We start from the raw sequence: 21617 nt of genomic DNA, 5'->3' as shown, positions 1-21617 counted from the left end.
ACACATGCCGGTGATCTTCGCGGGTCCCCAGACCGCGAAGATCACCGGCATGCATCACGCCACGGAGTTGATCACTTACCCAACACTTTCTGAGCGGGGTGGCGGCGAGCAGCGTGCCGACCCCGCTGTGTTCGTCCCGCCCGATGGTGCCGCGGGCGATCCCGAAGCCCGCCAGCGAGAGCCAGACCGCGCCGCCGAGCGCCGTCACCGTCCCCACATAGCCGCTGGTGTAGCGGCCGTGCAGGTCGGTCACCTGGAACACCTCCCAGCGGGAGTCGCCCACCGGCGCGGCCAGCAGCCCGAGCGCGAGCGTGCCGAGCAGCACCACCAGGTAGCCGGGCCGCCGTCGGCGCTCCCGGAAGTCGGCCAGGGCCAGCGCCCCGAGGCGCGTCACCACGCCGTCACCTCCTCCGGCCGCCCGGGGGCGGACCGGCCCGCGGCCGCGCCCCCGCCCGTGTCGGCGGTGAGCAGCAGGTACGCGTCCTCCAGCCGGGGCGGTACGGGCCGCGCCCCGGCGGCGGGCGCGTGCCGGGACAGCACCCGGGCCCGGACGCCCTGCGGGGTGCGGGTGGTGCCGCCGAGCAGGAACCGGGAGCGCAGCGGGGCGAGCCGGTCGGCCGGGACGGTCAACTCCCAGACCGAGCCCTCGGCTTCGCGCAGCAGGTCCTCCGCGCTGCCGTGGTGGAGCAGCCGCCCGCCGCCCATCACCGCGATCCGGTCGGCGGTGGCCGCGACGTCCGGGACGATGTGGGTGGACAGCACGACGATCCGCTCGGCGCCGAGCCCGCTGAGCAGGCTGCCGAAGCGCAGTCGCTCCTCCGGATCCAGCCCGACCGTGGGCTCGTCCACGATCAGCAGCGCCGGGTCGTTCAGCAGCGCCTGGGCGATGCCCACCCGCTGGCGCATCCCGCCGGACATCGCCCCGAGCCGCTGGCCGCCCGCGTCGGCGAGGTTGACCAGGGCGAGCAGTTCCTCGATCCGGGCCCGGGCGGAGCGCCGCCGCAGCCCCTTGGCGGCGGCCAGGTAGGCGAGGAACTCGCGGGCGGTGAGCTGGGGGTAGCCGCCGAAGTCCTGCGGCAGGTAGCCGACGGCGCGGCGGAGCGGCCCGGGCCGGCGGGCGATGTCCACCCCCTCCCACAGCACCCGCCCCGAGGTGGGCCGGGTGACCGTGGCCAGGATGCGCATCAGGCTGGACTTCCCGGCGCCGTTGGCCCCGAGCAGGCCGAGGACGCCGGGCCGGAGCGTCAGCGTGAAGGAGTCCACGGCGCGTCTGCCGCCGCGGTACTGCTTGGTGAGGTCGAGGATCTGGAGTTCGGTCACGTTCGGAATGCTTTCGCGCGGGCCGCCGCCGCACATCTGCCGTTCGGCAGATATCCGACGGCTTCCGGCCCGGAAAACGCCTGGGGGGTGGGCCTTTCGGCACACCCCCCAAGCTCATCCGATCATCTGACCGAGGGTCAGCGACTCAGAACACCCAAGGATCAGTCGTCGTCCCCGAAGTCGCCCCCGAGGTCGCCGGCGTCGCTCCCGTCCGGCGTGCCGCTGATCGCGTACCCCTGCCGACGCGCCTCGTAGCAGGCCACCGTCGCCGCCGCCGAGACGTTCAGCGAGCCGACCCGGCCCAGCTGCGGCACGAACACCACCTGGTCGCAGAGCGCCAGCGCCTCGGGCGTGATCCCGCGGTCCTCGTGCCCGAGCACGAAGGCCACCGCCGGGGTCAGCTCGGCGGCGAACATCGGCACCGCGTCGTCCGCCAGCTCCAGCCCGACCACCTTGAAGCCGTCGGCCTTCGCCGCCGCGACCGCCTCGGCGACGGTCGGGAAGTGCTCCACCTTCAGGTACTTGTCGGTGCCCATCGCGGCCTTCTGCGCGCCGCTCGACCGCACCGACGGGGTGTCCCCGGTCAGGTACAGCTTCTCGGCGCCCATCGCCGCCCCGGTCCGGACCACCGAGCCGACGTTGAACGGCGACTGCAGGTTCTCCAGGATGATCGCGAGCCGGGACTCGTTGCTGCGCCGCCACGAGCGGTGCAGTCGCTTCAGTTCGGTCCCGCGCAACTGCTTCACGACGTCGTTCCCCGTCCACTTTCGGTGCCCTCGCCCGCTTCCGGGCGGGGCCGCGCTTCCAGAATCCGGAACCCGTTGACCGACGCGACCCGGGAGGTCGGATAGCCCTGGTCGTTCAGCCACTTCTGCAGCGAGTCCGAGCCCAGGTGCTTCTGCACCACGAGGAACGCCGAGCCGTCCGGGGTCAGCCGGCCGAGCCAGTGGGTCAACAGCCCGCGCAGCTCGGCCTTGCCGATCCGGATCGGCGGGTTGGAGTAGATGGTGGCGAACCGGAGGTCCGCCGGGACCTCGTCCGGCAGCGCGGCCTGGACGTTGCCCAGTCGCAGCGCCTCCGCGTTCAGCCGGACCAGGCCCAGCGCGCGCTCGTTGACGTCGACCGCCCACACCGGCAGCCGCTTGCGCCGGGTCGCCCAGGTCAGCGCGATCGGGCCGTAGCCGCAGCCGACGTCCAGGATCGGGCCGCGCACCCGCGGCGGCGGGGCGTGCTCCAGCAGGATCCGGGTGCCCTGGTCGAGCCGGCCGTGCGAGAACACCCCGGCGTCGGTGGTGAGTTCGAGGGTCAGGTCCGGGAGCGAGACCGTGATCGGCCGGCGCTCGCTGGCCACCTCGGGTGCACTGGAGAAGTAGTGCGAGCCGGACATGATTTCCCTGTTTCCCTGTCGTTCGTGCGGGCCGCCGCTCCGGGGCCGTCGTGCGTGACGGCGGCGGGCCGTCGGGGCCACCGGTCGGGTCGGTCGGGCCCTGGGTACGGCACCGATCGTACCCCCGGTGGCCCGGGGCCCGTTCCGTCCGGGCGCGCTGGTCAGAGCGTGCCCGGGGTCTTGCGGGTGGCGATGTTGATCCGGTTCCAGGTGTTGATGGTGAAGCACACCGAGATCAGCTGCGCGAGTTCCTCCTCGGCGAAGTGCGCGGCCGCCCGGGCGTACACCGGGTCCGAGACCCCGCCGCCGATCCGGGTGATCTCCTCGGCCAGCGCCAGCGCGGCCCGCTCGCGCTCGCTGTAGACGCCGGCCGGGGCCTCGTGCCAGACCGGCAGAAGGTAGATCCGCTCGTCGGTCTCGCCGGCCTTGCGGGCGTCCTTGGCGTGCATGTCCAGGCAGTACGCGCAGTTGTTGAGCTGCGAGGTGCGCATCTGCACCAGCTCGACCAGCGCCGGGTCCAGGCCCGCGCGGGCGGCGGCGTCCAGGGCGATCATCGCGCGGAACACCTTGGGGACGGTTCGGGCGTAGTCGAGGCGGGCGGTGGCCGTGGTGGCGGCGGCGGTGGTGTCGTTCGTCGTCATGGCTATGACTCTAGGAGCGGAATGAACCCCTCTCACGGGTCATTCGGACACGCAATTCATGGGTCAATTTCACCCCTCACGGAACCCCTCACGGCACCCCCGGCGGTACGCCGGAAGGGCCCCGGCACGTCGCGTCGGCGGGCCCGGCGGCGGATACTGCGAGTACCGCCATCCGGGCCCTGGGAGCCTCCCGAGAGTGAGGACGGACGCCATGCCGCAGAACCACGAGGACTACCTGATCGACGAGGCCGTGGAGGCCGTCGAGCCCGACGAGGACGAGCCCGCCGGGGAGGAGTACGACGAGGTCGCCGAGCGCCGGGCCCTCGGTGCGGACCCGGCCACCGACGTCGCGGACGCCGCCGAGCAGAGCCGGGTCGTCCAGCTGGACGAGGACGACTACCGGGAGTAGTAGCTCCCGACGCCCCGCCCGCCCCGCCCGCCCCGCTACAGCGCCTTCCGGCGCTGCAACCAGGCCATCGCCGCCCAGCCCGGCAGCACCGGCAGGATCAGCGTCAGCAGCCGGTACAGCGCCACCGCCGCCGACGCCCCGCCCTGCTCCATCGAGGCCGACTGCTGCAGCCCGTAGATCAGCGCCATGTCCAGCGGGCCGGCCCCGCCCGGGGTCGGCGCCGCGTTGCCCGCCGCGTTGCCCACCAGGAACACCACCGCCACCGCGGCGAAGGACGGCTCCCGGCCGATCGCGCGGACGCAGCAGTACAGGCAGGCGATCAGGCAGAGCGACACCAGCAGCTGCCCGGCCACGCCCACCCCCAGCCGTCCCGGGTTCCGCAGCAGGTCCAGCAGCCGCGGCAGCACCTCGGCCGTCAGCGGCCGCAGCCGGGTCGCCAGCCAGTGCCGGGTCGACGGGATCGACCACACCACCGCCAGCAGCACCGCGGCCGCCACCAGCCCGGCCACCACGGTGGGCAGTGCGTCCAGCTCCGAGCCGCCCGGCTGCGCGTCGACCAGGTAGACGAACGCCCCCAGTTGCAGGAGGTGCAGCACCAGTCCGATCAACTGCCCGACGCCGACGCTCGACAGCGCCTGCGCCATCGGCACGTTGGCCTGCTGCAACAACCGGGTGTTCAGGGCGATCCCGCCGACGCCACCGGGCGACACCAGCTTGACGAACGCCCCGGCGACCTGGGCCAGCACCACGTTGCGGAAGTTCAAGCGCTCCGGCACGAACCCGACGAACCCCATCGCCGCCGCCACGTGGCTCGCCCCGGCCGCCATCAGCGCCAGCAGCAGCCACCACGGGTCGGCGTCCGCCAGCGCCGCGACCGGGTTGTCCTCCGCCGCGAAGAACGGCGGGATCAGCAGCGACCCGGCCACCACCCCGCCGACCACGGCCAGCAGGGTCCGCGGCCGCAACCGCTCCAGCCGCACCGGACGTCCCACCACCTCCGGACGCCCGCGCAGCACCTCCGCCCGGATCTCCTCCAGCAGGCCCCCGTCCGGCCCGGACGCGCCGTCGCCGGGCGTCTCGGCAGCCTCCACGGCCTCCGAGCCCGCCACGACCTCCGAGCCCGCCACGGCCTCCGAGCCCGCCACGACCTCCGAGCCCGCCACGACCTCCGAGCCCGCCACGGCCCCGGCCGCCGCGCCGCCGCCCGCCCGGCGCTTGAGCGACTGCCGGGTGGAGCGGGCGAGGGCGATGGGCTGGAGGAGCGGGAGGGCGGCGCCCAGCAGGTCGGGGCCGAGGACGGCGGTGGCGGTGCGGACGGCGCGGGCGGCGCCGGCGCGCAGGGCGAGGGTGGTGAGCAGTTGGGCGATGTCGCAGCGCAGGACGAGCTCGCTGGCCGCGATGTCGCCGTCGGCGAAGTCGACGAGGTGGACCGCGCCGGTGTCGTCGACCAGCAGGGAGCCGGGGACGAGGGCCCGGTGGGCGATCTCCCGGCGTTGGAGCAGGGCGAGCTGGCGCCAGGCGTCGGTGAGCAGGTCGTCGGTGATCTCGGCGTCGTCGAGCCGGTCGAGGGTGCGTCCGGCGAGGTGCTCGTACGCGATGAGCGCGGTGTCGTGGCCGAGTCCCGCGGTGGCGGCGATCCGGCGGGTGCGGACGCCCGCGGCGAGGGCCGCGTACGTGACCAGGGCCTCGTGTTCGAGTCCGGCGCGCGGTGAGCGCAGGGCGCGGGGGTGCGGGGCGGTGCGCAGCCGCAGCCGGCGCCAGGCGCGTTGGACGGCGGCCGCGGTGACCGCCTGCCGGTCGAGGAGCTGGACGTCGAGTCCGGGCCGTTCGTCGGCCTGCCGGATCCGGTAGCGGTCGGGCCCGACGGCGATCGCCTCGACGGGCCGCAGCCCGCTGTCCCGCAGGGCGCGCAGGACCTCCCCGGGGAGCGGTCGCGGGTCGGGGGTGCCGACGGCGTAGAGCGTGCCGTGGGCGCCGGTCCAGCCGATCAGCACGCCGAGCAGCAGCGCGGTGGGGGTGGCGTAGCCGCCGCTGAGCCCGGCGAGGCCGGAGAGCGCGAGGACGGCCCAGGGCACCCGTCGTTCGCGGTCGCCGGAGGCGGTCATGAAGGCGAGGACGGGCGCGAGGTAGCCGTAGACCGGTTCGGTGTGGCCGAGGACGTCGCCGGGCAGCCGCTGGGTGAGCGCGCTGAGCAGGGTGGTCGGGGCGAGGTCGTCGGCCCACAGGTCGAGGGCGAGGGTGGCGCCGTACGCGGTGACGGCGGCGAGCAGCCCGTCGGAGACCTGTTGGAGGGCGCGGCGGCGGTCCGGGCCGAGCAGGCGGCGGACGGCGAGTCCGACCGGCAGCAGCAGGACGGCGGCGGTGGTGAGCCCGCCGGCCAGGCTCGCCAGCGGCCGGGGCACCAGGGAGGCCGCTTCGGCGACGTCGGCGGCGAAGCCGCCGGTGGTGGCGCGGGCGTAGTCGGCGAGCAGCAGGGTGAGCGCGATCGCGACCAGCCCGGTGAGCAGCCGGATGAGGGCGACGGGCTGCCGGACCCGGCCGGTGTCGGACAGCGGTCGGGCCCGTCGGCGGGGGCCGCCCGCCTGGGCGGGTATGCCCCTGCCGGGTATGCCCGGGGCGGATATGCCCCGGCCGCTGTCCGCCCGCCCGGGTGCGCCCGGGCCGGGTATGCCCCCGCCGGTATCCGTCCGCCCGGCCGCGTCCGCACCGTCGCCCCCGCCGGTGTCGCCGTTCGTTCTCCCCGTCACGATCGCCACGGGTGGCATGCTCCCATGCCACCCGTGCCGCGGGAGCGGGGATCCCTTCGTCCCCGTCCGTCACGCCTGCCGGGTCGGCAGTACCACCTGGTGGCGCAGGTTGACGTGCCGGGGGCGGCTGACGGTGTAGGCGATCAGGTCCGCGATGTCGTCCGCGCCCAGTGCCGGGATCGCGGCGAACATGCCGCCGAGCTGCTCGCGCAGCTCCGGGTTGTCGATGTGCCCGCCGAGTTCGGTGTCGGTGAGGCCGGGCTCGATCGCGCCGACCCGGACGTCCTGCGGGCCGAGTTCGCTGCGCAGGGCGGCGGACAGCTGGGTGAGCGCGGCCTTGGTGGCGCCGTACACCGCGTAGTTGGGGAAGGCGACGTGCGAGGCGATGGAGGAGACGTTGACCAGGTCGGCGGTGCGGCCGTCGGCGGCGGCCGCGGTGAGGTCGGCGGTGAAGGCGCGGACGATCCGCAGGGCGCCGGTGAGGTTGGTGTCGACCATCCGGGTCCACTCGTCGATCCGCCCGTCGGCGAGCGGGTTGGCCAGCATCACCCCGGCGTTGTTGACCACCAGGTCGACCGGGCCGTAGGCGTCGTGGACGGCCTCGGCGGCGGTGTCCACGGAGGCCTGGTCGGTGAGGTCGGCGGTGACGGCGAGGGCCTGTCCGCCGGCGGCGGCGAGCTCGGCGGCGAGCGCGTCGAGCCGGTCGGTGCGGCGGGCGAGCAGGGCGACCCGGGCGCCGTTCGCGGCGAGCAGCCGGGCGGTGGCGGCGCCCATGCCGCTGGCGGCTCCGGTGACGACGGCGGTGCGGGTGGCGAGGGCGGGGTAGCTCATCGGGGGCTCCTGTCCGGGGCTGGCGGGCTGACGCCGACCACTCTGCGCCGGTGCCGCGGGCCCACCCAGGGCCGTGTCCTTCCCCGGAACTCCCTTCCCCGGTAACCGTTTCCTGGGTAGCGCAGTACCACCCTCGCGCCGCCGTCCCGGGGCTACCCTGCCTGGCATGGAGAACACCCTGGGGGACTTCCTCCGCTCACGTCGGGCCCGGATCCAGCCGGAGGAGGTGGGTCTGCCCGCGCACGGCCGGCGGCGGGTGCAGGGCCTGCGCCGGGAGGAGGTGGCGCAGCTCGCCGGGGTGAGCGTGGACTACTACGTCCGGCTGGAGCAGGGCCGCGGCGGCAGCGCCTCGGACGCGGTGCTGGACTCGGTGGCCCGGGTGCTGCGCCTGGACGAGGCGGAGGCGGCGCACCTGCGGTCGCTGAACCGCCCGCCGCGGGCCGCGGCCGGCCGGGCGCGCGGGGACCGGCGGCTCCGTCCGGGGACGCGGCTGCTGCTGGACCTGATGACCGGGGTGCCGGCCTTCGTGCTGGGCCGCCGGATGGACGTGCTGGCCTGGAACGCGCTGGGCGACGCGGTGAACGGTTTCTCCGAGCGTGCGGGCGCGCGGCCCGGCACGCCGCCCAACCAGGCCCGGGACGGCTTCCTCGACCCCGCCGCCCGCACCTTCTACCGCCAGTGGGGGGCGGTCGCCGCGGAGACCGTCGCCTACCTGCGCCGGGACGCCGGACTGCACCCCGACGACCCGGCCCTGGCCGCGCTGGTGGGCGAACTGTCGCTGCGCAGCGAGGAGTTCCGCCGACTCTGGGCGGACCACCTGGTGCGGGAGAAGACCGGTGGCGTGAAGCTGCTGCACCATCCGCTGGTCGGCGAGCTCGACTTCGGCTACGAGACCCTGACGATCAACGGCTCGCCGGACCAGGTGCTGGTCGTCTACACCGCCCCGCCGGGCTCGCCCACGGCGCAGAAGCTGGCCCTGCTGGCCAGTTGGACGGCGGTGCCCGACGCGGTGCCCGACGCGGTGCCCGACGCCGTGCCCGACGCCGTGCCTGAGACGGTGCCCGACGCCGTGCCCGGTCCGGCCGCCGAGGCCTCGGACCCGTCCTGAGCGGGCGCCCCGGCCCGGGCCGTCATAGCCTTCCACCATGAGCGCCTGCGAAGACCTCGCCATGGCCCCCCAGGACATCGAGCCCGCCCCGCCCACCGACGGCTGCGCGGACTGCCTGGCCCAGGGCCGCCGGGACTGGGTGCACCTGCGGGTCTGCCTGGACTGCGGCCACATCGGCTGCTGCGACAACTCGCCGCAGCGGCACGCGACCGCGCACTTCCACAACTCCTCCCACCCGGTGATCCGTTCCTACGAGCCGGGGGAGGACTGGCGCTGGTGCTACGTCCACGAGCTCATGGGCTGAGTCCGCGGACGCCGCAGTGGCGCCGGCCGATAATCCGACTAAAATCCGGGCATAACGCCCATGCGGCCCCTTCCGCCGGTACCCGTCCGGCCGCGGCCGCCGAAGGGAGGCCGACGATGACCAAGCGAACAGCGGGCACCCAGGAGCTGCTGGAGCGCCGCGGCATGGCGAGCACGCCGAGCCGACTCGGACCGAAGCCGCAGACCGGAACGGTGTTCACGGCCGCCGGGAGCACCTCCGGCGACCCGTTCCGCCACGGCGGAAGGGACGCGGCGTCCGCCGTGCCGCACTCCGCCCCGGCGGTGCACGCGGAGCTCAAGGGGCACCGGCACCGCGGCGCGGAGAAGCACTCAGCCCACTGAGACCCGGGCCCGGCCGCGCCCCACCAGCCCACGGCCCCAGGTGGATTGTCAGGGGGGTGCGCTACGTTCGTCCCGTTCACCAGCACGCGGCGGGACGACGGGGGCGCACCATGGCCGATGTGGCCGGTTTGATCACGGAGAAGCCGGAGCAGCCGGTCGAGCTCCAGTTGGAGCGCTACCGCACCGAACTCACCGGCTACTGCTACCGGATGCTCGGCTCGGTCTTCGAGGCCGAGGACGCGGTGCAGGAGACGATGATCCGGGCCTGGCGCGGGCACCGGGGCTTCGAGGGGCGGGCCGCGCTGCGCTCCTGGCTGTACCGAATAGCCACCAACGTCTGCCTGGACGCGCTGCACGGCCGCAACGGCCGGGCCCGTCCGATGGACCTCGCCGGTCCGGTGACGGTGGCCACCGCGCACGGCACCCAGTTGCCCGAGGTGACGTGGATCGGCCCGGCGCCGGACGGCCGGGTGCTCCCCGAGACGGGGGATCCGGCCGAGGTGGCCGCCCAGCGCGAGTCGGTGAAGCTGGCCTTCGTCGCCGCGCTGCAGCGCCTCGCGCCCCGGCAGCGCGCGGTGCTGATCCTGCGCGAGGTGCTCGGCTGGAGGGCCGCCGAGGTGGCCGAACTGCTCGGCGTCACGGTCGCGTCGGTGAACAGCGCGATGCAGCGGGCGCGCGCGGTGCTCGCCTCCGACGCCGCGGCGGCCCGCCCGGCAGCCGCGCTGGACGAGGCGCACCGGTCGCTGCTGGACCGCTACGTCCGCGCCTTCGAGGCGTACGACATGGACGGCCTGGCCGCGTTGCTGCACGAGGACGTCACGCTCAACATGCCGCCGTACTCGATGTGGCTGTGCGGGCGGGAGGAGATCCGGGCCTGGATGCTGGGTCCCGGGCACGGCTGCCGGGGCTCCCGGCTGCTCCGGGTGACGGCCAACGGCGGTCCGGCCCTGGCGCAGTACCGGCCGAGCCCGGAGGGCGGGCACGAGCCGTGGTCGCTGATCGTGCCGGAGGTGTCAGGGGGCCGGATCACCGGGCTCACCAACTTCCTCGACACCGACGTGCTGTTCCCGCTGTTCGGCCTCCCGGCCCGGCTCCCGGCCGAGTAGGGAGGTAGGCGGGTCCAGCGGGTCCAGCGGGTCCAGCAGGTCCGACGGATCCAGGGGAGCGACCGCCTCCGGCAGCACCGCCGCGAGTCCGCTGAACGCGAGCAGTTCCCGCAGCGGGCCGCCCGCGTTCAGCAGCACCACCGTCACCCGGTGCCGGGCGGCGGCGAGTCGCAGCCGGGCGAGGGCGTCGACGACGGCCAGGTCGGGGGCGGTGAGGGCGCCCAGGTCGCAGGTCAGTACGGCGTCGTCCGCCGTGTGCTGCATCGCTCTGTTCTCCATGCGGGTTGGACCGTTCCCGGGCACCGGACTCATCGGTCCGGTGGGAGAGTGGGGTCGACCGAACCCGCCCTGCCCCAGGAGGAACACCGTGACGGCTGAGCCCTTGAGATCCCGCGAGGAGTGGCTGGCGTCCCTGCCCCGGATCTACGCGGCGGCGGGCTGCCTGCTGCGCGACGAGTCCGGCCGGATCCTGATCGTGAAGGCCGGGTACCGCGAGCACTGGCAGTTCCCGGGCGGGACGATCGACCTCGGCGAGGGCCCGGTGGAGTGCGCGGCGCGGGAGTTGGAGGAGGAGACCGGGATCGTCAAGGAGGCCGGCCCGCTGCTGGCCATCTCCTGGACCCACCCCTCCGACGAACTCGACCACCCGGCCGAGCACTTGATGTTCGACTTCGGCACCGTCCCGGACGACACCCCCGTGACCGTCCCGGCCGGCGAGCTGGACACCCACCGCTGGGCCCCGGTCGACGAGGCCCTGGGACTCCTCGGCCCGGCCCGTTCGGCCCGGCTGCGGGCGGCGTTGGAGGCGGCCGTCGACGGCCGGGTCCGGATCGTCTCGACCCACGTCTCCGGCTTCTGAGCCGTCATCCACAAGTGCCGTGCCACGGGTGGGAGTTCCCCCCGTGGCGCGGTCGCTGCGGTGGTGTCACTGCTGCTCGGGCCCGGCGGCGTCCCGGGCGGCGATGATGGCGGCGATGGCCTCCGAGACGAAGGTCTCCGTCTCGGGCTTGTCGACCTTGAGTCCGGCGAGGACGCCCTCGCCGGCCTCCAGCTCCAGCAGGGCGAGCAGGATGTGCTCGGTGCCGACGTAGTTGTGCCCGAGCTTGAGCGCCTCGCGGAAGGTCAGCTCGAAGACCTTCTTGCCCTGGGCGCCGAACGGGATGAGCGCGGGCACCGTCTCTGCGGCGGCGTCCGGCAGTGCGGCGGTGGCCGCCGTCCGGACGGCCTCCGGGGTGACGCCCTGGGCGGTGAGCGCCTTGGCGCCGATGCCCTCGGGCTCGGAGAGCAGCCCGAGCAGGATGTGCTCGGGGGTGATCTCGGCGTTGTTGACCTTCCGGGCCTCCTCCTGCGAGGCCACCACGACCTTGCGGGCCCGGGGGGTGAACCGGGCGAAGCCCTGGCTGGCGTCGAGGTCGTTCACGGCACCGGGGTCCTTGGGGACGAAGCGCTTCTGGGCGGCCTGCTTGCTGACGCCCATGCTGCGGCCGATGTCGGTCCAGGAGGCGCCGGAGCGCCGGGCCTGGTCGACGAAGTGGCCGATGAGGTGGTCGGCGAGGTCTCCGAGGTGGTCGGCGGCGATGACCGCGTCGGAGAGCTGGTCGAGCGCGTCGGGGTGGACCTTCTTGATCGCGGCGATCAGGTCGTCGAGGCGCAGCGGAGTCGTGCTGGGAACGATGGGATTCTCCATGCGTCAACCGTAGGTTGTCGATCCGAGGATCGTCAACCATCAGTTGACGCTTACTGCCGGGTAGTTTGTGTTCACGCCAGCAGTCGGTCCCGGACGGCGGCGATCCGGGCGGGCGTGGCCCCCGCCGCGAGCAGGTAGCCCGCCGGGTCGAGGCCTTCGAGGGTGGCCGCCAGGGCGGCCTCGGCGGTGGTGCCGGCCTCGGCCAGCGCCGCGTCGATCCGCCGGTACGGGTCCGGCAGGCCGAGCATCCCGTACAGCGGGCGGACGTTGGGGCCGCTCAGCAGGTAGTCCTCGGCGATCGCGGCCCGGTCGACCCCGGCCAGCGCGAGCAGCAGCAGGGCGGCCAGGCCGGTGCGGTCACGGCCGGCGCCGCAGTGCACCACCAGTCCGCCGGGTCGGGCGTCCGCGATCGCGGTGATCAGCGCGGCCGCGGCGTGCGGGCAGTGCTCCAGGTACGGGCGGAAGGCCAGCGGGGTGCCGTCCAGTCGGCCGTGGGCCTCCCACCAGGCGGGGCCGGCCAGTTCGTCCAGCGGGACGCGGATCAGCTCGACGTCCTCGGGGAGCGGGAGGAGCGGCTTGTACTCCTCGGCGTTGCGCAGGTCGACCACGGTGCGGACACCGTGGTCGAGGAGGGCGTCCCAGCCCTCGCGGGTGAGGCGGTCCAGGTTGTCCGCCCGGACTATCGCGCCGCGGGTGGTCGGCCGGCCGGAGGCGGTGGGGAGCCCTCCCAGGTCGCGGACGTTCAGGCAGCCGTCCCAGACGAGGGTGCGGTCCTCGGTGGTGGTCAGCGCGTCGGTCCGCATGGTGGGGCTCCCGTTTCCTCGGTCGGGGGTCCGTTACCCCCTCGTTATCAGGACTCCCGGGAGATCCCGATGGTTCCTGATCGTTCGAACCCCGGACACCGGCCGTACGTTCGGAGGACCGGTCGGCTCAGGCGGCGGTCGGGGCCTCGGTCTCGGCGGCGAGCAGCTTCTCCATCGGGTCGGCCGCGATCTGACCGAGCATCGAACCGGCCACGATCGCGCCGATCATGAACACGGTGGACAGCCAGGCCATGGTCGACACCGGCAGGGTGAAGGCGCCGACCACCCGGGCCGTGCACTCGCCCAGCAGCGCGGTGCCCCAGATCGCGGAGAACACCCGCTCGTGGCGGCGGAAGGCCTTCGAGGCGTTCGCCCGGCCCTCGACCAGTCGCTGCCAGGCGGCGGCGCGGTCCTGCTTGCCCTTGGTGAGGAAGGGCATCAGCACCGAGGTCATCACCGGTCGGCCGATCGCCGCGGAGACCAGGACCGCCACCGCCACGGTGCCGCTCAGCCCGCCGTCCTTGGCGATCATCATCCGGGCGTCGCCGGTGACGAAGGTGAGCGCCAGGCCGGCCAGGTTGACGGTCAGCATCAGCGCGGCCCACAGGTTGAGCTTGCGCTCGCCCAGCAGGCCGAGGACGGTCCGGGCGGCCGGGAAGACGCTGCTCCAGGCCAGCGCGGCGAACTCGCTCAGGCCGCAGGCCGAGTGCAGCAGGTAGTACCCGACCAGCGGGGCGGCCACGTCGAGGGCGAGCGGGCGGAGCCCGGAGGCCAGCGGGTTCGGCTCCTTGGCGGCCGCGGTGGACCCGGTGGCCGGGGCGCCCTGGGCCGGGACGGTGAGGGCGGTGGCGGGAGCGGAGGCGGCGGCGCTGACGGTCTGGCTGCTCATGGTGGGTTCCTCCCCGACTGGTGGCCGCGGGCTGCTGCCCGCGTCGTGCCTCCAGTTTTTCGCTCCGACCCTCCGTCAGAGCAGTGCCGTCCGTTGCCGGATCCGCATGACAGGTGTCACGGTGCGGACCGTGACGCCTGCGCCGACCTGCGGTTCTCCGGGTCTCCTAGGGGAAGGTCCACAGCGCGCGGCCCAGCGTGTCCACACAGCGCACGCTCTTGAACCGCTCGTCCCCGGCGGACAGGAAGCCCTGCGCGGCCCCGGCCAGGACGATCCGGGCGACGCCGTCCCCCCGGGTCCAGGCGCCGGTCAACAGCAGTGCCCCGTCGGCCAGTTCGGCCCGTTGCACCCGGGCCACCGAGGCGGTCAGCAGCGCGGCGTTGACGTCCTCCAGCTCGGTGGGGGAGAGGTACGGCCCACCACCGGGAGCGTGGTCCGCCGCGGCGCGACGTCGCAGCTCCGGCAGCGCGTAGTCGCGTACGGCGGCGACGGCGTCGTCCAGCGGCAGCTGCCAGCGCGGTCCGGGCAGCACCTCCCACCAGACGTCCTCGCCGATCGGCAGCACCTCGCCGATCCGGGCCCGCCAGACCTCGAAGCCGTACCGGACGCGCGGGTCGGGACGGTCCCCGGGCGCGGCGGTGAGCGCCCAGTCGGAGCGCCGGACCAGGCCGAGCCCGAAGGTGAACGCGACCCGGTCGGCGGCGGGACGCTCGACCAGGCCGATCAGCAGCCAGTGGGTGTCGTCCGGCAGGTCGAAGGTGCGCAGCCGCCCGGCGAGACCCAGGGCACGCAGGGCGGGCGCGAGGTGCTCGCGCAGGCCTTGTGCGTGGAGCTCGTGGGCGGTCGTCATGCTGCTCTTTCCTGCTGGTCGTCGCGGTCGGTCGTCGCGTTGTGCGGTCGCGCGGTCGTCGTGGGTCGTACGGCTGCCCCGGACACGCTCCGGCCACCCCCTTCGGCCGGGCACCAGGGAGACGGGCACGGTGGCCCCACGGGGTCACGGCTCCGTAGGGCGGCAAAGGGGTCGAGGGGTCACGGCGGTGCGTTCGGGCACGTCACCGGGCACGTCATCCGGCACGTCACCGGGCACGTCCGCGGGCCCGGCGTCCGGACGCGCGCGGCCCGGATCGATTCGCCTACCGACAACGTAGACGGGACCGCCGCCCCGGGGCTGCGGGCGAAGGGCAGCCGCCGACGGGACCTTGGCCCCGGCCCGCCCGGTCCTTCGGCCGGAGCCGGCCCGTTCGCCCGGATGGCGCATCATGTGGCGGGTGCAGAGTGCAGAACGCCCCGGAGCGGGCACCGGCAGCCCCCTCGGACGGTCCGGACCAGTACCGCCCGCCGGCCCGCCACCGGGTGGTGGGGGTCCCGCTCCCGCCGACCTGACCGAGGCGGTCCGCGCCGCGCAGCAGGGGGACGAACAGGCGTTCCGGCTGCTCTTCCGGACCGTCCAGCCGGGCCTGCTGCGCTACCTGAGGGTGCTGGTCGGCGGGCGGCCCGAGGACGTCCAGGACGCCGAGGACATCGCCTCCGAGACCTGGCTGCAGATCGCCCGCGACCTGCGCGGCTTCTCCGGCGACGGGGACGGCTTCCGCGGCTGGGCCGCCACCGTCGCCCGCAACCGCGCGATGGACCACCTGCGGGCCCGCCGCCGCCGTCCGGTCACCGACCTTCCGTACGAGTACCTGGTCGAGCTGGCCGCCGGGGACGACACCGCGCGCGCGGCCCTCACCACCGTCGGGACGGCCGACGCGCTGGCGCTGATCTCCCGGCTGCCGCGCGACCAGGCCGAGGCGGTGCTGTTGAGAGTGGTCATGGAGCTGGACGCGGAGAGCGCCGCCCAGGTGCTCGGCAAGCGGGCCGGCAGCGTCCGGATGGCCGCCCACCGGGGGCTGCGGCGGCTGGCCAAGCTGCTGGACCAGCCCTTCGCGGCGGGGATCCCGGCGGCCCGAGCGGCGGCCGGGGTTGCGGCCGGGGTTGCGGCCGGGGTTGTGGCCGGAGACGCGACCGCAGCTGTGGCCGGAGCTACGGCCGGAGCTGCGGCCGGAGACGCGGAGCGCAGCCCGGGGGAGAGCACCAACGAGGCCGTGCGGCAACCCGCTGCGGGACCTGCGCGGAAACCCACGAAAAAAAGTTCTCCGCAGGGTGTGACAGAACGCCGGGCCGCGACGCTGAAGGACATGAGATGAGCACCAACCGATCCCGCCGGATCGACCGTGATGCCGCTGAGCACCTGCTCGGCGGTGCCGTGGGCGGCCCGTCGGCCGGGCAGGACGCCTCGCTCACCGGAGCGGACGGTCCCGGGCAACTCGCCCGGGTGCTGGCCGCGGCCGCCGCCCCGGCGACGGCCGCGGAACTGGCCGGGGAGGAGGCCGCCCTGGCCGCGTTCCGGGAGGCGAGTCTCACGCCCGACCCCGTTGTGACCCCCGTCCGGAGACGATCGATGGCAACCGCCGCGCTGGCCAGGGCCTTCAGCACGAAGGCCGCTGCCGCCGTGCTCGGCGCCACCGCGCTGTGCGGGGTCGCGGTCGCCGCCGGCACCGGGAACCTGCCGTCCGCGCTGGGCGGCGGCCCGTCCGAGCCCGAGCCGACGGTCGCCACCCCGGGCGGCCCGGCCGGCTCCCCGCGGGGCGGCCCCGCCGTCCCGGGTTCGGCCTCCGCGTCCCCGAGCGGCTCCGCCCGGCCGTCGGCCGGTGCCCAGGCCGACCCGCACGCGGTCCTCCCGACCGGCCCCACCGCCCCTGGTACGCCCGACGGTCCCACGGCGGACGGGCACGGCGAGCACCCCGCCCCGCCCGCCGCCCTGGTCCCGCTCTGCCGGGGCTTCGCGGACCGCACGGGCAAGGGCGACCGCACCGACCGGCTGGCCGCCGACCCGTCCTTCGCCCCGCTGATCGCGGCGGCCGGCGGGGCGGACGGCGTGCTGGACTTCTGCGCGGGTGCCCTCGACGGCGGCCGGGGCGGTGACCAGGGCGGCGGCCAGGACGGAGACCACCAGGGCGGCAGCCCGCAGCAGGGCAGCCCGAGCCGGAGCGGCTCCGGCCACGGCTCCGGCTCCGGCTCCGGCAAGGGGCCCGGCAAGGGCGGCGGTGACCAGGGCAGGGGCAACGCCAACAGCGGCGGCAACGCCAACGGCGGCGGAAACGGCGGCGGAAACGGCGATGGGAACAGCCAGGACGGCGGCGGCAACGGCGCCAAGCCCGGCAGGGGCGGCGTGACCGCCCCGGTCCCTTCCACCGTCCCCACCCTCCCGGACGTCCGACCGAGCAGAACCCATACCTCCGAGGACGGTCAATCGGCCCGGAGATGACCCCCAGAACTCCGGGTGGGCGGCGAGCGATTCCCCCCGGGCTCGTCGCCCACCCGGACCGAACCACCCGCAGGAACCGCAGGAACCGCAGTAACCGCAGGAACCGCAGGACGCACAACCACCCGAACTCCGGGTGGCCGGTCGGCTCCCCCGTGCCCACCGTCCACCCGGCCGGCTCCGGCCGGACCGGCAGGCGCTCTCCCCGGACGCGCCACCGGCTCCGGTCGGTCCGGAACGTGCGGCCCGCCCGCCCGCAGTCAGGGCGGGCCGCACTCCCGACCGGCGGTCGGGGGATCGCTGCCCGGTCCCCCGGCCGCCACCCTCGGCGGCCACGCGCAGCCGACGCCGTCCCCGGGGCGGAGCACCCCCTGTGCCCTGGCGGCCGTCACCCCCAGGGCGGCCCCGCCCCGGGGCTCTCCGGCCTGCCCGCACGCCCCTCGGCGGCCTGCACCACTTCCCCCCGCCCGTGCCGCAACCCCCTCACCACCCGGGGCCATCCCCACTGACGAGGCGGCTATCGTGCACAGGTGCACGAGGCGGCCCGGGACCCCGGGCGCCGCACGTGAGGGGAGTTCCTGGTGATCGGACGGGCGCTGAACGGGCGTTACGAACTCGGCGAGATACTCGGCGTCGGCGGCATGGCCACCGTCTGGCGCGGGTTCGACCGCGTGCTGGGCCGCCAGGTGGCCGTCAAGGTCCTCAACGGGGGCCTCGCCGACGATCCCCGCTTCGCCGAGCGGTTCAGCCGTGAGGCGCAGCACGCCGCCATGCTGGTGCACCCGAGGATCGTGATGGTCTTCGACTCGGGAGTGGACCAGGGCACCCCGTTCATCGTCATGGAGCTGGTGAACGGCCGCTCGCTCGCCGCCGTGCTGGCCCAGCAGCCGCAGCTGCCGGTGGAGCGCGCGGTCGGCATCGCGGCGGCGGTCTGCGAGGCGCTGGCGGTCGCGCACGCGGCCCAGCTGGTGCACCGGGACATCAAGCCCGGCAACATCATGATCACCGACGACGGCGGTGTGAAGGTGGTGGACTTCGGCATCGCCCGGGCCGGTTCCTCCAGCAACCTCACCCAGACCGCGAGCGTGCTCGGCACGGCCGCCTACCTCTCGCCCGAGCAGGCCACCGCCTCCGCGCTGGACGGCCGCACCGACCTCTACGCGGTCGGCTGCGTGCTGACCGAGATGCTCACCGGCGAGACCCCGTTCACCGCCGAGACCCCGGTGGCGATCGCCTTCAAGCACGTCAGTGAGCAGCCGCTGCCGCCGTCGGTGCGGCGCCCGGGGCTGCCGCCCGCGCTGGACGCCGTGGTGCTGCGCCTGCTCGCCAAGAACCCGGCCCACCGCCCGGCCGACGCCACCGCAGCCCGGGCCGAACTGCTGTCCACCGTTCCGGGTTTGGCGGTCGGCGACCCGACGGCGGAGCTGCTCGCCACGTCCGCCGCCACCCAACTGCTGCCGCCGGTGGCCCCGGGGTACCCGGCGTACCCGGCGCACCAGGACCAGCAGCACACCACCCTGCTCCCGCCCCAACCCCCGGCGGCCACCTCGGTGATGCCGGCGCTGCCCGTCATGCCGCCCGCCGGGCACCCCAGGCCCGCGCCCGCACCTGCACCCGCGCCCGCCCGGAACCGCCGCCGCAAGCCCCTGGTCCTCGGCGCCCTGGGGATCGTCGGCCTCGCCGGGGTCACCGCCCTGGCCGTCACCGCCTTCGACGAGCCGGCCGGCAACGCCGCGGCCACCGCCACCAAGAAGGCGGCCCCGCCCGCGGTCTCCTCGACCGCCGCCCCCGCTCCCACGGTGGCCCCCACCCAGGCCTCGGCCGCGCCCACGGCCGCCCCCACCGGCCCGTCCGCGCTGCCCACCGCGGCCCCCACCCAGGTGGTCCCGCGCAACCAGCCCGCCGAGCTCCAGCTGCAGTCCTTCCGTCAGGCGGTCGCGCAGACGCAGATCGCCAAGGAGCGGGACAAGCAGATGGACCTGCTGCGGACCCTCGACGACGCCTCGGCGCGGCTCAACGAGGGCAACCCGGACGACGCCGCCCAGACACTGAAGGACGCCCAGAAGACCATCAGGGACCTGGGCAAGAAGCACGCCATCGACGCGCCCACGTACGCCAACTGGAACGCCCGGCTGTCCGCCCTGTACGCGACCCTCCACACCGCGGCCAACCTCCAGCAGCAGGACGACTACTGATCACGTCCGCCACAATGAGGGCATGCTGACGATCGGTTCCCTCGTCCTCGGTATCTCCGACATGCCGCGCGCCGTCGCCTTCTGGACGGCGGCTCTCGGCTACGTCCCGCGCGGCGGCCTGGTCGAGGACGACTGGACGGTCCTCGAACCCGCTCCCGGCGCGACCGGCGTCCAACTCGCGCTCGGCTTCAGCGAGTCCCCGGTCCAGGAGCACCCCCGGGTGCACCTCGACCTCTACGCCGGGGACGCCGCCGCCCAGGCCGCCGAGGTCGAGCGCCTGCTCGCCCTCGGCGCGCAGGACGTCGACTGGGATCTCTACCCCGAGGACCCGGACTTCGTCGTCCTTTCCGACCCGGACGGCAACCGCTTCTGCGTCATCGACACCAGCCACGGCTGAGAATCCACAGCCGAAATACACAGGAGTTGTCCACAGCCTGTGGACAACTCCTGTGTACGAGGGCCGGATCAGTCCAGGACGTTGCCCGGCTCGTCCAGCCACGCGAGGTGCTCGCCCGTCACGCTCACCGTCATGCCGAGCCGGGTGAGACCGGGCCTGCCGGAGCGGACCCACCAGCCGTGCGCCGCCGTCACCTCGTCCCACAGGCTGCGCGGGCCCGACTGGGAGACGGCGTGCGGGCCGTCCCGGTCGGCGAGGCGGCAGTGGGCGTACGACTGCCCGTCCCAGACCTCGGCCCGGCCGGTGCCGAAGCGGTCGAAGCCGGCCCAGACGGTCCGGCGGAACACGTCCGGGAGCCGCAGGCCGATGGCGAAGGCGGCATCGGTCTGCTCGCCCACCTCGGCGGGGTCCAGCAGGGAGGGGCCGTACCGGACGTCCTCGACGTCGAACTCCCCGCTGTCGGGACGCTGGTCGCGCACCCACATGAACGCCACGTCCTCGACGAACGGACCGCTCGCCGACCGCCCGTCCTCGGCCACCGTGAGCCGCAGCAACGCCCCGTTGCAGAACGGCGTGCCGTACGGCACCAGGATGATCCCGCCCGGGGCCGTCTGCTCGATGATCGCGGACGGCAGCCGCTGTACCGCCGCCGTGAACTGCACCCGGTCGTACGGAGCGCCCTCGGCGTGGCCGAGCATGCCGTCCCCGGCCAGCACCGTGGGCCGGAGTCCGACCGACCGGAGCCGCTCCCACGCCCGGCCCGCGAGCCCGGAATCCACCTCGACGCTGGTCACACCGTCGTCGCCGACCCGACGGGACAACAACGCGGCCGTCCATCCCGTCCCGGTGCCCACCTCCAACACCCGCATGCCCTCGGAGAGATCGAGGTGTCGAAGCATCTGCGCGACCACCGTCGGCATCGAGCTGGACGACGACGGCGTCTCGCTCCCGTCGTACACCTTCGTCACCAACGGAAGGTCGGAGTTCACCAACTCGTCCCAGCGCCCCGGCTGTTCACCCCGGTCGATCCACGCGCCCTCGTGAAGGATCCGATCCGGCGTAAACAGCTCACGCGGAGTGGCCCGGAAGACCTTCTCCCAGTCCCCCGACAGCGCCCCGGAGCGGAGGAGCGCGTCGGTCAGTTCGTCCCAGGTCATCAATTCCCCTACCGCTTCGACGGCTTGGGCAGGTTGGTCGGCGGCGCGTCCCGCTGCCCGTCCTGCGGCGCGGTGTCCGGCTTCCCGGAGTGGCTCCCGCCGCTGCCCCCGCCGGCCTTGCCGGGTCCGTCGTTGCCCGGGCCTCCGTCGTGTTTTCCCATGTGCGTTCCCTCCTGTGTGGGTGAGGAGCAGATTAGGAGAATTCCGGGGAGTTTCTCGACGGTATTCCCGAGGTCGACTAAAGATCTCGGTAGCGGTCGGCCCACTCGCGTAGCTTGACGCGTGCTTCATCGCCGAACAGGGCGCAATCTTCGAACATTGCGAAGATCTCACGATAGTGCAGGATGTCCCGGGGATCCCGAAACACTATGCGGCCGGTGAACGATTCCACGGTGACGAGGCGGTCGTCGTACACCGTGAACGTGTTCATCGGACCCCGGGTGAGGAGCGTTCCTTGCGGAATCAATCCGATTCGGACCGCTGGCAGATGGGAAAGCGATGCGAGACGGTCGATCTGGATGGCCAAGGCGGGCGGTGGAATCAGCGCCCAGTTCACCGCCTGCTCCGTGAGCAGGAACGTGAACGACTTCGACTCGTCGTAGAGCACCGCCTGGCGCTCCAGCTTGCGGCTGATGACGGCCGTCCTGTCGCCCGGGGAGTGACTCAGGCTCGCCCGGATGTACTCGGGCGTCGCCAGCAGACCGGTGATCATCGCTGGCAGGAAGTACCGCAGCTCCGTGGCGTCCGCCTCCAGCGACGCCAGCTCGGCCTGGCGCTTCTCGACGCCCCGCCGCCAGGAGGCGCGCTTGTCCTGCCATTCGGTATGTGCCAACCGCGCCAGTGACGAGACCTCCTGGACAAGCGCAGCCGGCACTCTTAGGGCGTCCGCCAGTAGGTGGTTGCAGCAAGGCAGGCACGGCTCACCCGATCATGGAGTTCTCTACGCTTCATGATCACCGGGGGATCCGTG

Annotated in this window: 24 protein-coding genes and 1 pseudogene; 10 read left to right on the top strand and 15 right to left on the bottom strand. The window is 74.2% G+C overall.

Translation table 11 applies throughout. The features are described 5' to 3' along the window. From ABTZ03_RS41945 to ABTZ03_RS41925, 5 genes and pseudogenes are all read right to left on the bottom strand, one after another. A pseudogene (locus ABTZ03_RS41945) lies at positions 1 to 397 on the bottom strand (hypothetical protein); the annotation flags it as partial. Further along, a complete protein-coding gene (locus ABTZ03_RS41940; RefSeq protein WP_350518523.1) occupies positions 391 to 1320 on the bottom strand; it encodes an ABC transporter ATP-binding protein in 930 nt (309 codons plus the stop codon). The gene ABTZ03_RS41940 and the pseudogene ABTZ03_RS41945, both read right to left, overlap by 7 nt. Positions 1321 to 1481: 161 nt before the next feature. Then, a complete protein-coding gene (locus tag ABTZ03_RS41935) occupies positions 1482 to 2066 on the bottom strand; it encodes a TrmH family RNA methyltransferase (protein WP_350518522.1) in 585 nt (194 codons plus the stop codon). Further along, entirely contained in the window at positions 2063 to 2707 is a 645-nt protein-coding gene (locus ABTZ03_RS41930; protein ID WP_350518521.1) for a class I SAM-dependent methyltransferase, read from the bottom strand. Before ABTZ03_RS41930 ends, ABTZ03_RS41935 begins: the two co-directional genes overlap by 4 nt. A 161-nt stretch (positions 2708 to 2868) precedes the next feature. Further along, the gene (locus ABTZ03_RS41925; RefSeq protein WP_350518520.1) at positions 2869 to 3348 is read right to left on the bottom strand and encodes a carboxymuconolactone decarboxylase family protein; all 480 of its coding nucleotides are present in this window, start codon (positions 3346 to 3348) and stop codon (positions 2869 to 2871) included. 211 nt (positions 3349 to 3559) lie between these two features. On the opposite strand from ABTZ03_RS41925, the gene ABTZ03_RS41920 reads away from it, so the two are divergent. Then, on the top strand, positions 3560 to 3757 hold the full coding sequence (locus ABTZ03_RS41920) for a hypothetical protein (protein ID WP_350518519.1): 198 nt from the start codon (positions 3560 to 3562) through the stop codon (positions 3755 to 3757). Between the two features lie 35 nt (positions 3758 to 3792). Here ABTZ03_RS41920 and ABTZ03_RS41915 read toward each other — a convergent pair whose 3' ends face one another. After that, on the bottom strand, positions 3793 to 6513 hold the full coding sequence (locus tag ABTZ03_RS41915; RefSeq protein ID WP_350518518.1) for a lysylphosphatidylglycerol synthase domain-containing protein: 2721 nt from the start codon (positions 6511 to 6513) through the stop codon (positions 3793 to 3795). A gap of 60 nt (positions 6514 to 6573) precedes the next feature. Then, positions 6574 to 7335, bottom strand: coding sequence for an SDR family oxidoreductase (locus ABTZ03_RS41910; RefSeq protein WP_350518517.1), 762 nt, complete (start codon positions 7333 to 7335; stop codon positions 6574 to 6576). 166 nt (positions 7336 to 7501) lie between these two features. Here ABTZ03_RS41910 and ABTZ03_RS41905 point away from each other — a divergent pair, with 166 nt between their 5' ends. The 4 genes from ABTZ03_RS41905 to ABTZ03_RS41890 all read left to right on the top strand — a co-directional run bounded on the left by ABTZ03_RS41905 (position 7502) and on the right by ABTZ03_RS41890 (position 10215). After that, entirely contained in the window at positions 7502 to 8443 is a 942-nt protein-coding gene (locus ABTZ03_RS41905) for a helix-turn-helix transcriptional regulator (protein WP_350518516.1), read from the top strand. Positions 8444 to 8480: 37 nt separating this feature from the next. After that, positions 8481 to 8747 (top strand): UBP-type zinc finger domain-containing protein, encoded by a 267-nt coding sequence (locus ABTZ03_RS41900; protein WP_350518515.1) that lies wholly within the window; start codon positions 8481 to 8483, stop codon positions 8745 to 8747. A 116-nt stretch (positions 8748 to 8863) separates the two neighbouring features. Beyond that, positions 8864 to 9109 carry a hypothetical protein gene (locus ABTZ03_RS41895; protein ID WP_350518514.1) on the top strand — a complete coding sequence of 82 codons (246 nt, stop codon included), beginning with the start codon at positions 8864 to 8866 and terminating at the stop codon, positions 9107 to 9109. A 110-nt stretch (positions 9110 to 9219) separates the two neighbouring features. Then, the gene (locus ABTZ03_RS41890; RefSeq protein ID WP_502894764.1) at positions 9220 to 10215 is read left to right on the top strand and encodes a sigma-70 family RNA polymerase sigma factor; all 996 of its coding nucleotides are present in this window, start codon (positions 9220 to 9222) and stop codon (positions 10213 to 10215) included. Here ABTZ03_RS41890 and ABTZ03_RS41885 read toward each other — a convergent pair. Continuing rightward, a complete protein-coding gene (locus ABTZ03_RS41885) occupies positions 10123 to 10479 on the bottom strand; it encodes a hypothetical protein (RefSeq protein WP_350518512.1) in 357 nt (118 codons plus the stop codon). The two genes, ABTZ03_RS41890 and ABTZ03_RS41885, sit on opposite strands and share 93 nt — an antisense overlap. A gap of 103 nt (positions 10480 to 10582) precedes the next feature. On the opposite strand from ABTZ03_RS41885, the gene ABTZ03_RS41880 reads away from it, so the two are divergent. After that, entirely contained in the window at positions 10583 to 11074 is a 492-nt protein-coding gene (locus ABTZ03_RS41880; RefSeq protein WP_350518511.1) for an NUDIX domain-containing protein, read from the top strand. Between the two features lie 66 nt (positions 11075 to 11140). On the opposite strand, the gene ABTZ03_RS41875 is transcribed toward ABTZ03_RS41880, so the two are convergent. From ABTZ03_RS41875 to ABTZ03_RS41860, 4 genes are all read right to left on the bottom strand, one after another. Then, positions 11141 to 11902 (bottom strand): Clp protease N-terminal domain-containing protein, encoded by a 762-nt coding sequence (locus tag ABTZ03_RS41875; protein WP_350518510.1) that lies wholly within the window; start codon positions 11900 to 11902, stop codon positions 11141 to 11143. 71 nt (positions 11903 to 11973) lie between these two features. Next, positions 11974 to 12705 carry a tyrosine-protein phosphatase gene (locus ABTZ03_RS41870; RefSeq protein ID WP_350518509.1) on the bottom strand — a complete coding sequence of 244 codons (732 nt, stop codon included), beginning with the start codon at positions 12703 to 12705 and terminating at the stop codon, positions 11974 to 11976. A 127-nt stretch (positions 12706 to 12832) separates the two neighbouring features. Beyond that, complete coding sequence (locus tag ABTZ03_RS41865; RefSeq protein WP_350518508.1) at positions 12833 to 13594, bottom strand: VC0807 family protein; 762 nt, start codon at positions 13592 to 13594, stop codon at positions 12833 to 12835. 166 nt (positions 13595 to 13760) lie between these two features. Beyond that, positions 13761 to 14444, bottom strand: coding sequence for a hypothetical protein (locus ABTZ03_RS41860; RefSeq protein ID WP_350518507.1), 684 nt, complete (start codon positions 14442 to 14444; stop codon positions 13761 to 13763). Positions 14445 to 14862: 418 nt separating this feature from the next. Between ABTZ03_RS41860 and ABTZ03_RS41855 the strand changes: the two genes are divergently transcribed. The 4 genes from ABTZ03_RS41855 (at position 14863) to ABTZ03_RS41840 (ending at position 19490) form a co-directional block, all read left to right on the top strand. After that, on the top strand, positions 14863 to 15780 hold the full coding sequence (locus ABTZ03_RS41855) for an RNA polymerase sigma factor (protein ID WP_502894763.1): 918 nt from the start codon (positions 14863 to 14865) through the stop codon (positions 15778 to 15780). Continuing rightward, positions 15777 to 16901, top strand: coding sequence for a hypothetical protein (locus ABTZ03_RS41850; RefSeq protein WP_350518506.1), 1125 nt, complete (start codon positions 15777 to 15779; stop codon positions 16899 to 16901). The genes ABTZ03_RS41855 and ABTZ03_RS41850 overlap by 4 nt, the downstream gene beginning before the upstream one ends. A gap of 578 nt (positions 16902 to 17479) precedes the next feature. Beyond that, positions 17480 to 19093, top strand: a complete 1614-nt coding sequence (locus tag ABTZ03_RS41845) for a protein kinase domain-containing protein (protein ID WP_350518505.1) — start codon at positions 17480 to 17482, stop codon at positions 19091 to 19093. 22 nt (positions 19094 to 19115) lie between these two features. Next, a complete protein-coding gene (locus ABTZ03_RS41840; RefSeq protein WP_350518504.1) occupies positions 19116 to 19490 on the top strand; it encodes a VOC family protein in 375 nt (124 codons plus the stop codon). 68 nt (positions 19491 to 19558) lie between these two features. Here ABTZ03_RS41840 and ABTZ03_RS41835 read toward each other — a convergent pair whose 3' ends face one another. From ABTZ03_RS41835 to ABTZ03_RS41825, 3 genes are all read right to left on the bottom strand, one after another. Continuing rightward, positions 19559 to 20647, bottom strand: coding sequence for an rRNA adenine N-6-methyltransferase family protein (locus tag ABTZ03_RS41835; protein ID WP_350518503.1), 1089 nt, complete (start codon positions 20645 to 20647; stop codon positions 19559 to 19561). Positions 20648 to 20655: 8 nt separating this feature from the next. Beyond that, a complete protein-coding gene (locus ABTZ03_RS41830) occupies positions 20656 to 20808 on the bottom strand; it encodes a hypothetical protein (RefSeq protein WP_350518502.1) in 153 nt (50 codons plus the stop codon). A gap of 77 nt (positions 20809 to 20885) precedes the next feature. Next, positions 20886 to 21479, bottom strand: a complete 594-nt coding sequence (locus ABTZ03_RS41825) for a DUF5753 domain-containing protein (protein ID WP_350518501.1) — start codon at positions 21477 to 21479, stop codon at positions 20886 to 20888. Positions 21480 to 21617 lie beyond the last annotated feature (138 nt).

The organism is Kitasatospora sp. NPDC096077 (assembly GCF_040303245.1).
In the GTDB taxonomy this organism is placed as follows: Bacteria; Actinomycetota; Actinomycetes; order Streptomycetales; family Streptomycetaceae; genus Kitasatospora.
Note: the sequence above shows the minus strand (reverse complement) of the source record. Positions and strands in the feature narration are given on the sequence as shown.

Excerpts from the sequence above, each read along its gene's own strand:
- ABTZ03_RS41885 (WP_350518512.1), bottom strand. The coding sequence starts at position 10,479 with ATGCAGCACACGGCGGACGACGCCGTACTGACCTGCGACCTGGGCGCC.
- ABTZ03_RS41890 (WP_502894764.1), top strand. The coding sequence starts at position 9,220 with ATGGCCGATGTGGCCGGTTTGATCACGGAGAAGCCGGAGCAGCCGGTC.
- ABTZ03_RS41925 (WP_350518520.1), bottom strand. The coding sequence starts at position 3,348 with ATGACGACGAACGACACCACCGCCGCCGCCACCACGGCCACCGCCCGC.
- ABTZ03_RS41830 (WP_350518502.1), bottom strand. The coding sequence starts at position 20,808 with ATGGGAAAACACGACGGAGGCCCGGGCAACGACGGACCCGGCAAGGCC.
- ABTZ03_RS41875 (WP_350518510.1), bottom strand. The coding sequence starts at position 11,902 with ATGGAGAATCCCATCGTTCCCAGCACGACTCCGCTGCGCCTCGACGAC.
- ABTZ03_RS41905 (WP_350518516.1), top strand. The coding sequence starts at position 7,502 with ATGGAGAACACCCTGGGGGACTTCCTCCGCTCACGTCGGGCCCGGATC.
- ABTZ03_RS41835 (WP_350518503.1), bottom strand. The coding sequence starts at position 20,647 with ATGACCTGGGACGAACTGACCGACGCGCTCCTCCGCTCCGGGGCGCTG.
- ABTZ03_RS41920 (WP_350518519.1), top strand. The coding sequence starts at position 3,560 with ATGCCGCAGAACCACGAGGACTACCTGATCGACGAGGCCGTGGAGGCC.
- ABTZ03_RS41865 (WP_350518508.1), bottom strand. The coding sequence starts at position 13,594 with ATGAGCAGCCAGACCGTCAGCGCCGCCGCCTCCGCTCCCGCCACCGCC.
- ABTZ03_RS41860 (WP_350518507.1), bottom strand. The coding sequence starts at position 14,444 with ATGACGACCGCCCACGAGCTCCACGCACAAGGCCTGCGCGAGCACCTC.
- ABTZ03_RS41930 (WP_350518521.1), bottom strand. The coding sequence starts at position 2,707 with ATGTCCGGCTCGCACTACTTCTCCAGTGCACCCGAGGTGGCCAGCGAG.
- ABTZ03_RS41895 (WP_350518514.1), top strand. The coding sequence starts at position 8,864 with ATGACCAAGCGAACAGCGGGCACCCAGGAGCTGCTGGAGCGCCGCGGC.
- ABTZ03_RS41900 (WP_350518515.1), top strand. The coding sequence starts at position 8,481 with ATGAGCGCCTGCGAAGACCTCGCCATGGCCCCCCAGGACATCGAGCCC.
- ABTZ03_RS41850 (WP_350518506.1), top strand. The coding sequence starts at position 15,777 with ATGAGCACCAACCGATCCCGCCGGATCGACCGTGATGCCGCTGAGCAC.
- ABTZ03_RS41910 (WP_350518517.1), bottom strand. The coding sequence starts at position 7,335 with ATGAGCTACCCCGCCCTCGCCACCCGCACCGCCGTCGTCACCGGAGCC.
- ABTZ03_RS41840 (WP_350518504.1), top strand. The coding sequence starts at position 19,116 with ATGCTGACGATCGGTTCCCTCGTCCTCGGTATCTCCGACATGCCGCGC.
- ABTZ03_RS41870 (WP_350518509.1), bottom strand. The coding sequence starts at position 12,705 with ATGCGGACCGACGCGCTGACCACCACCGAGGACCGCACCCTCGTCTGG.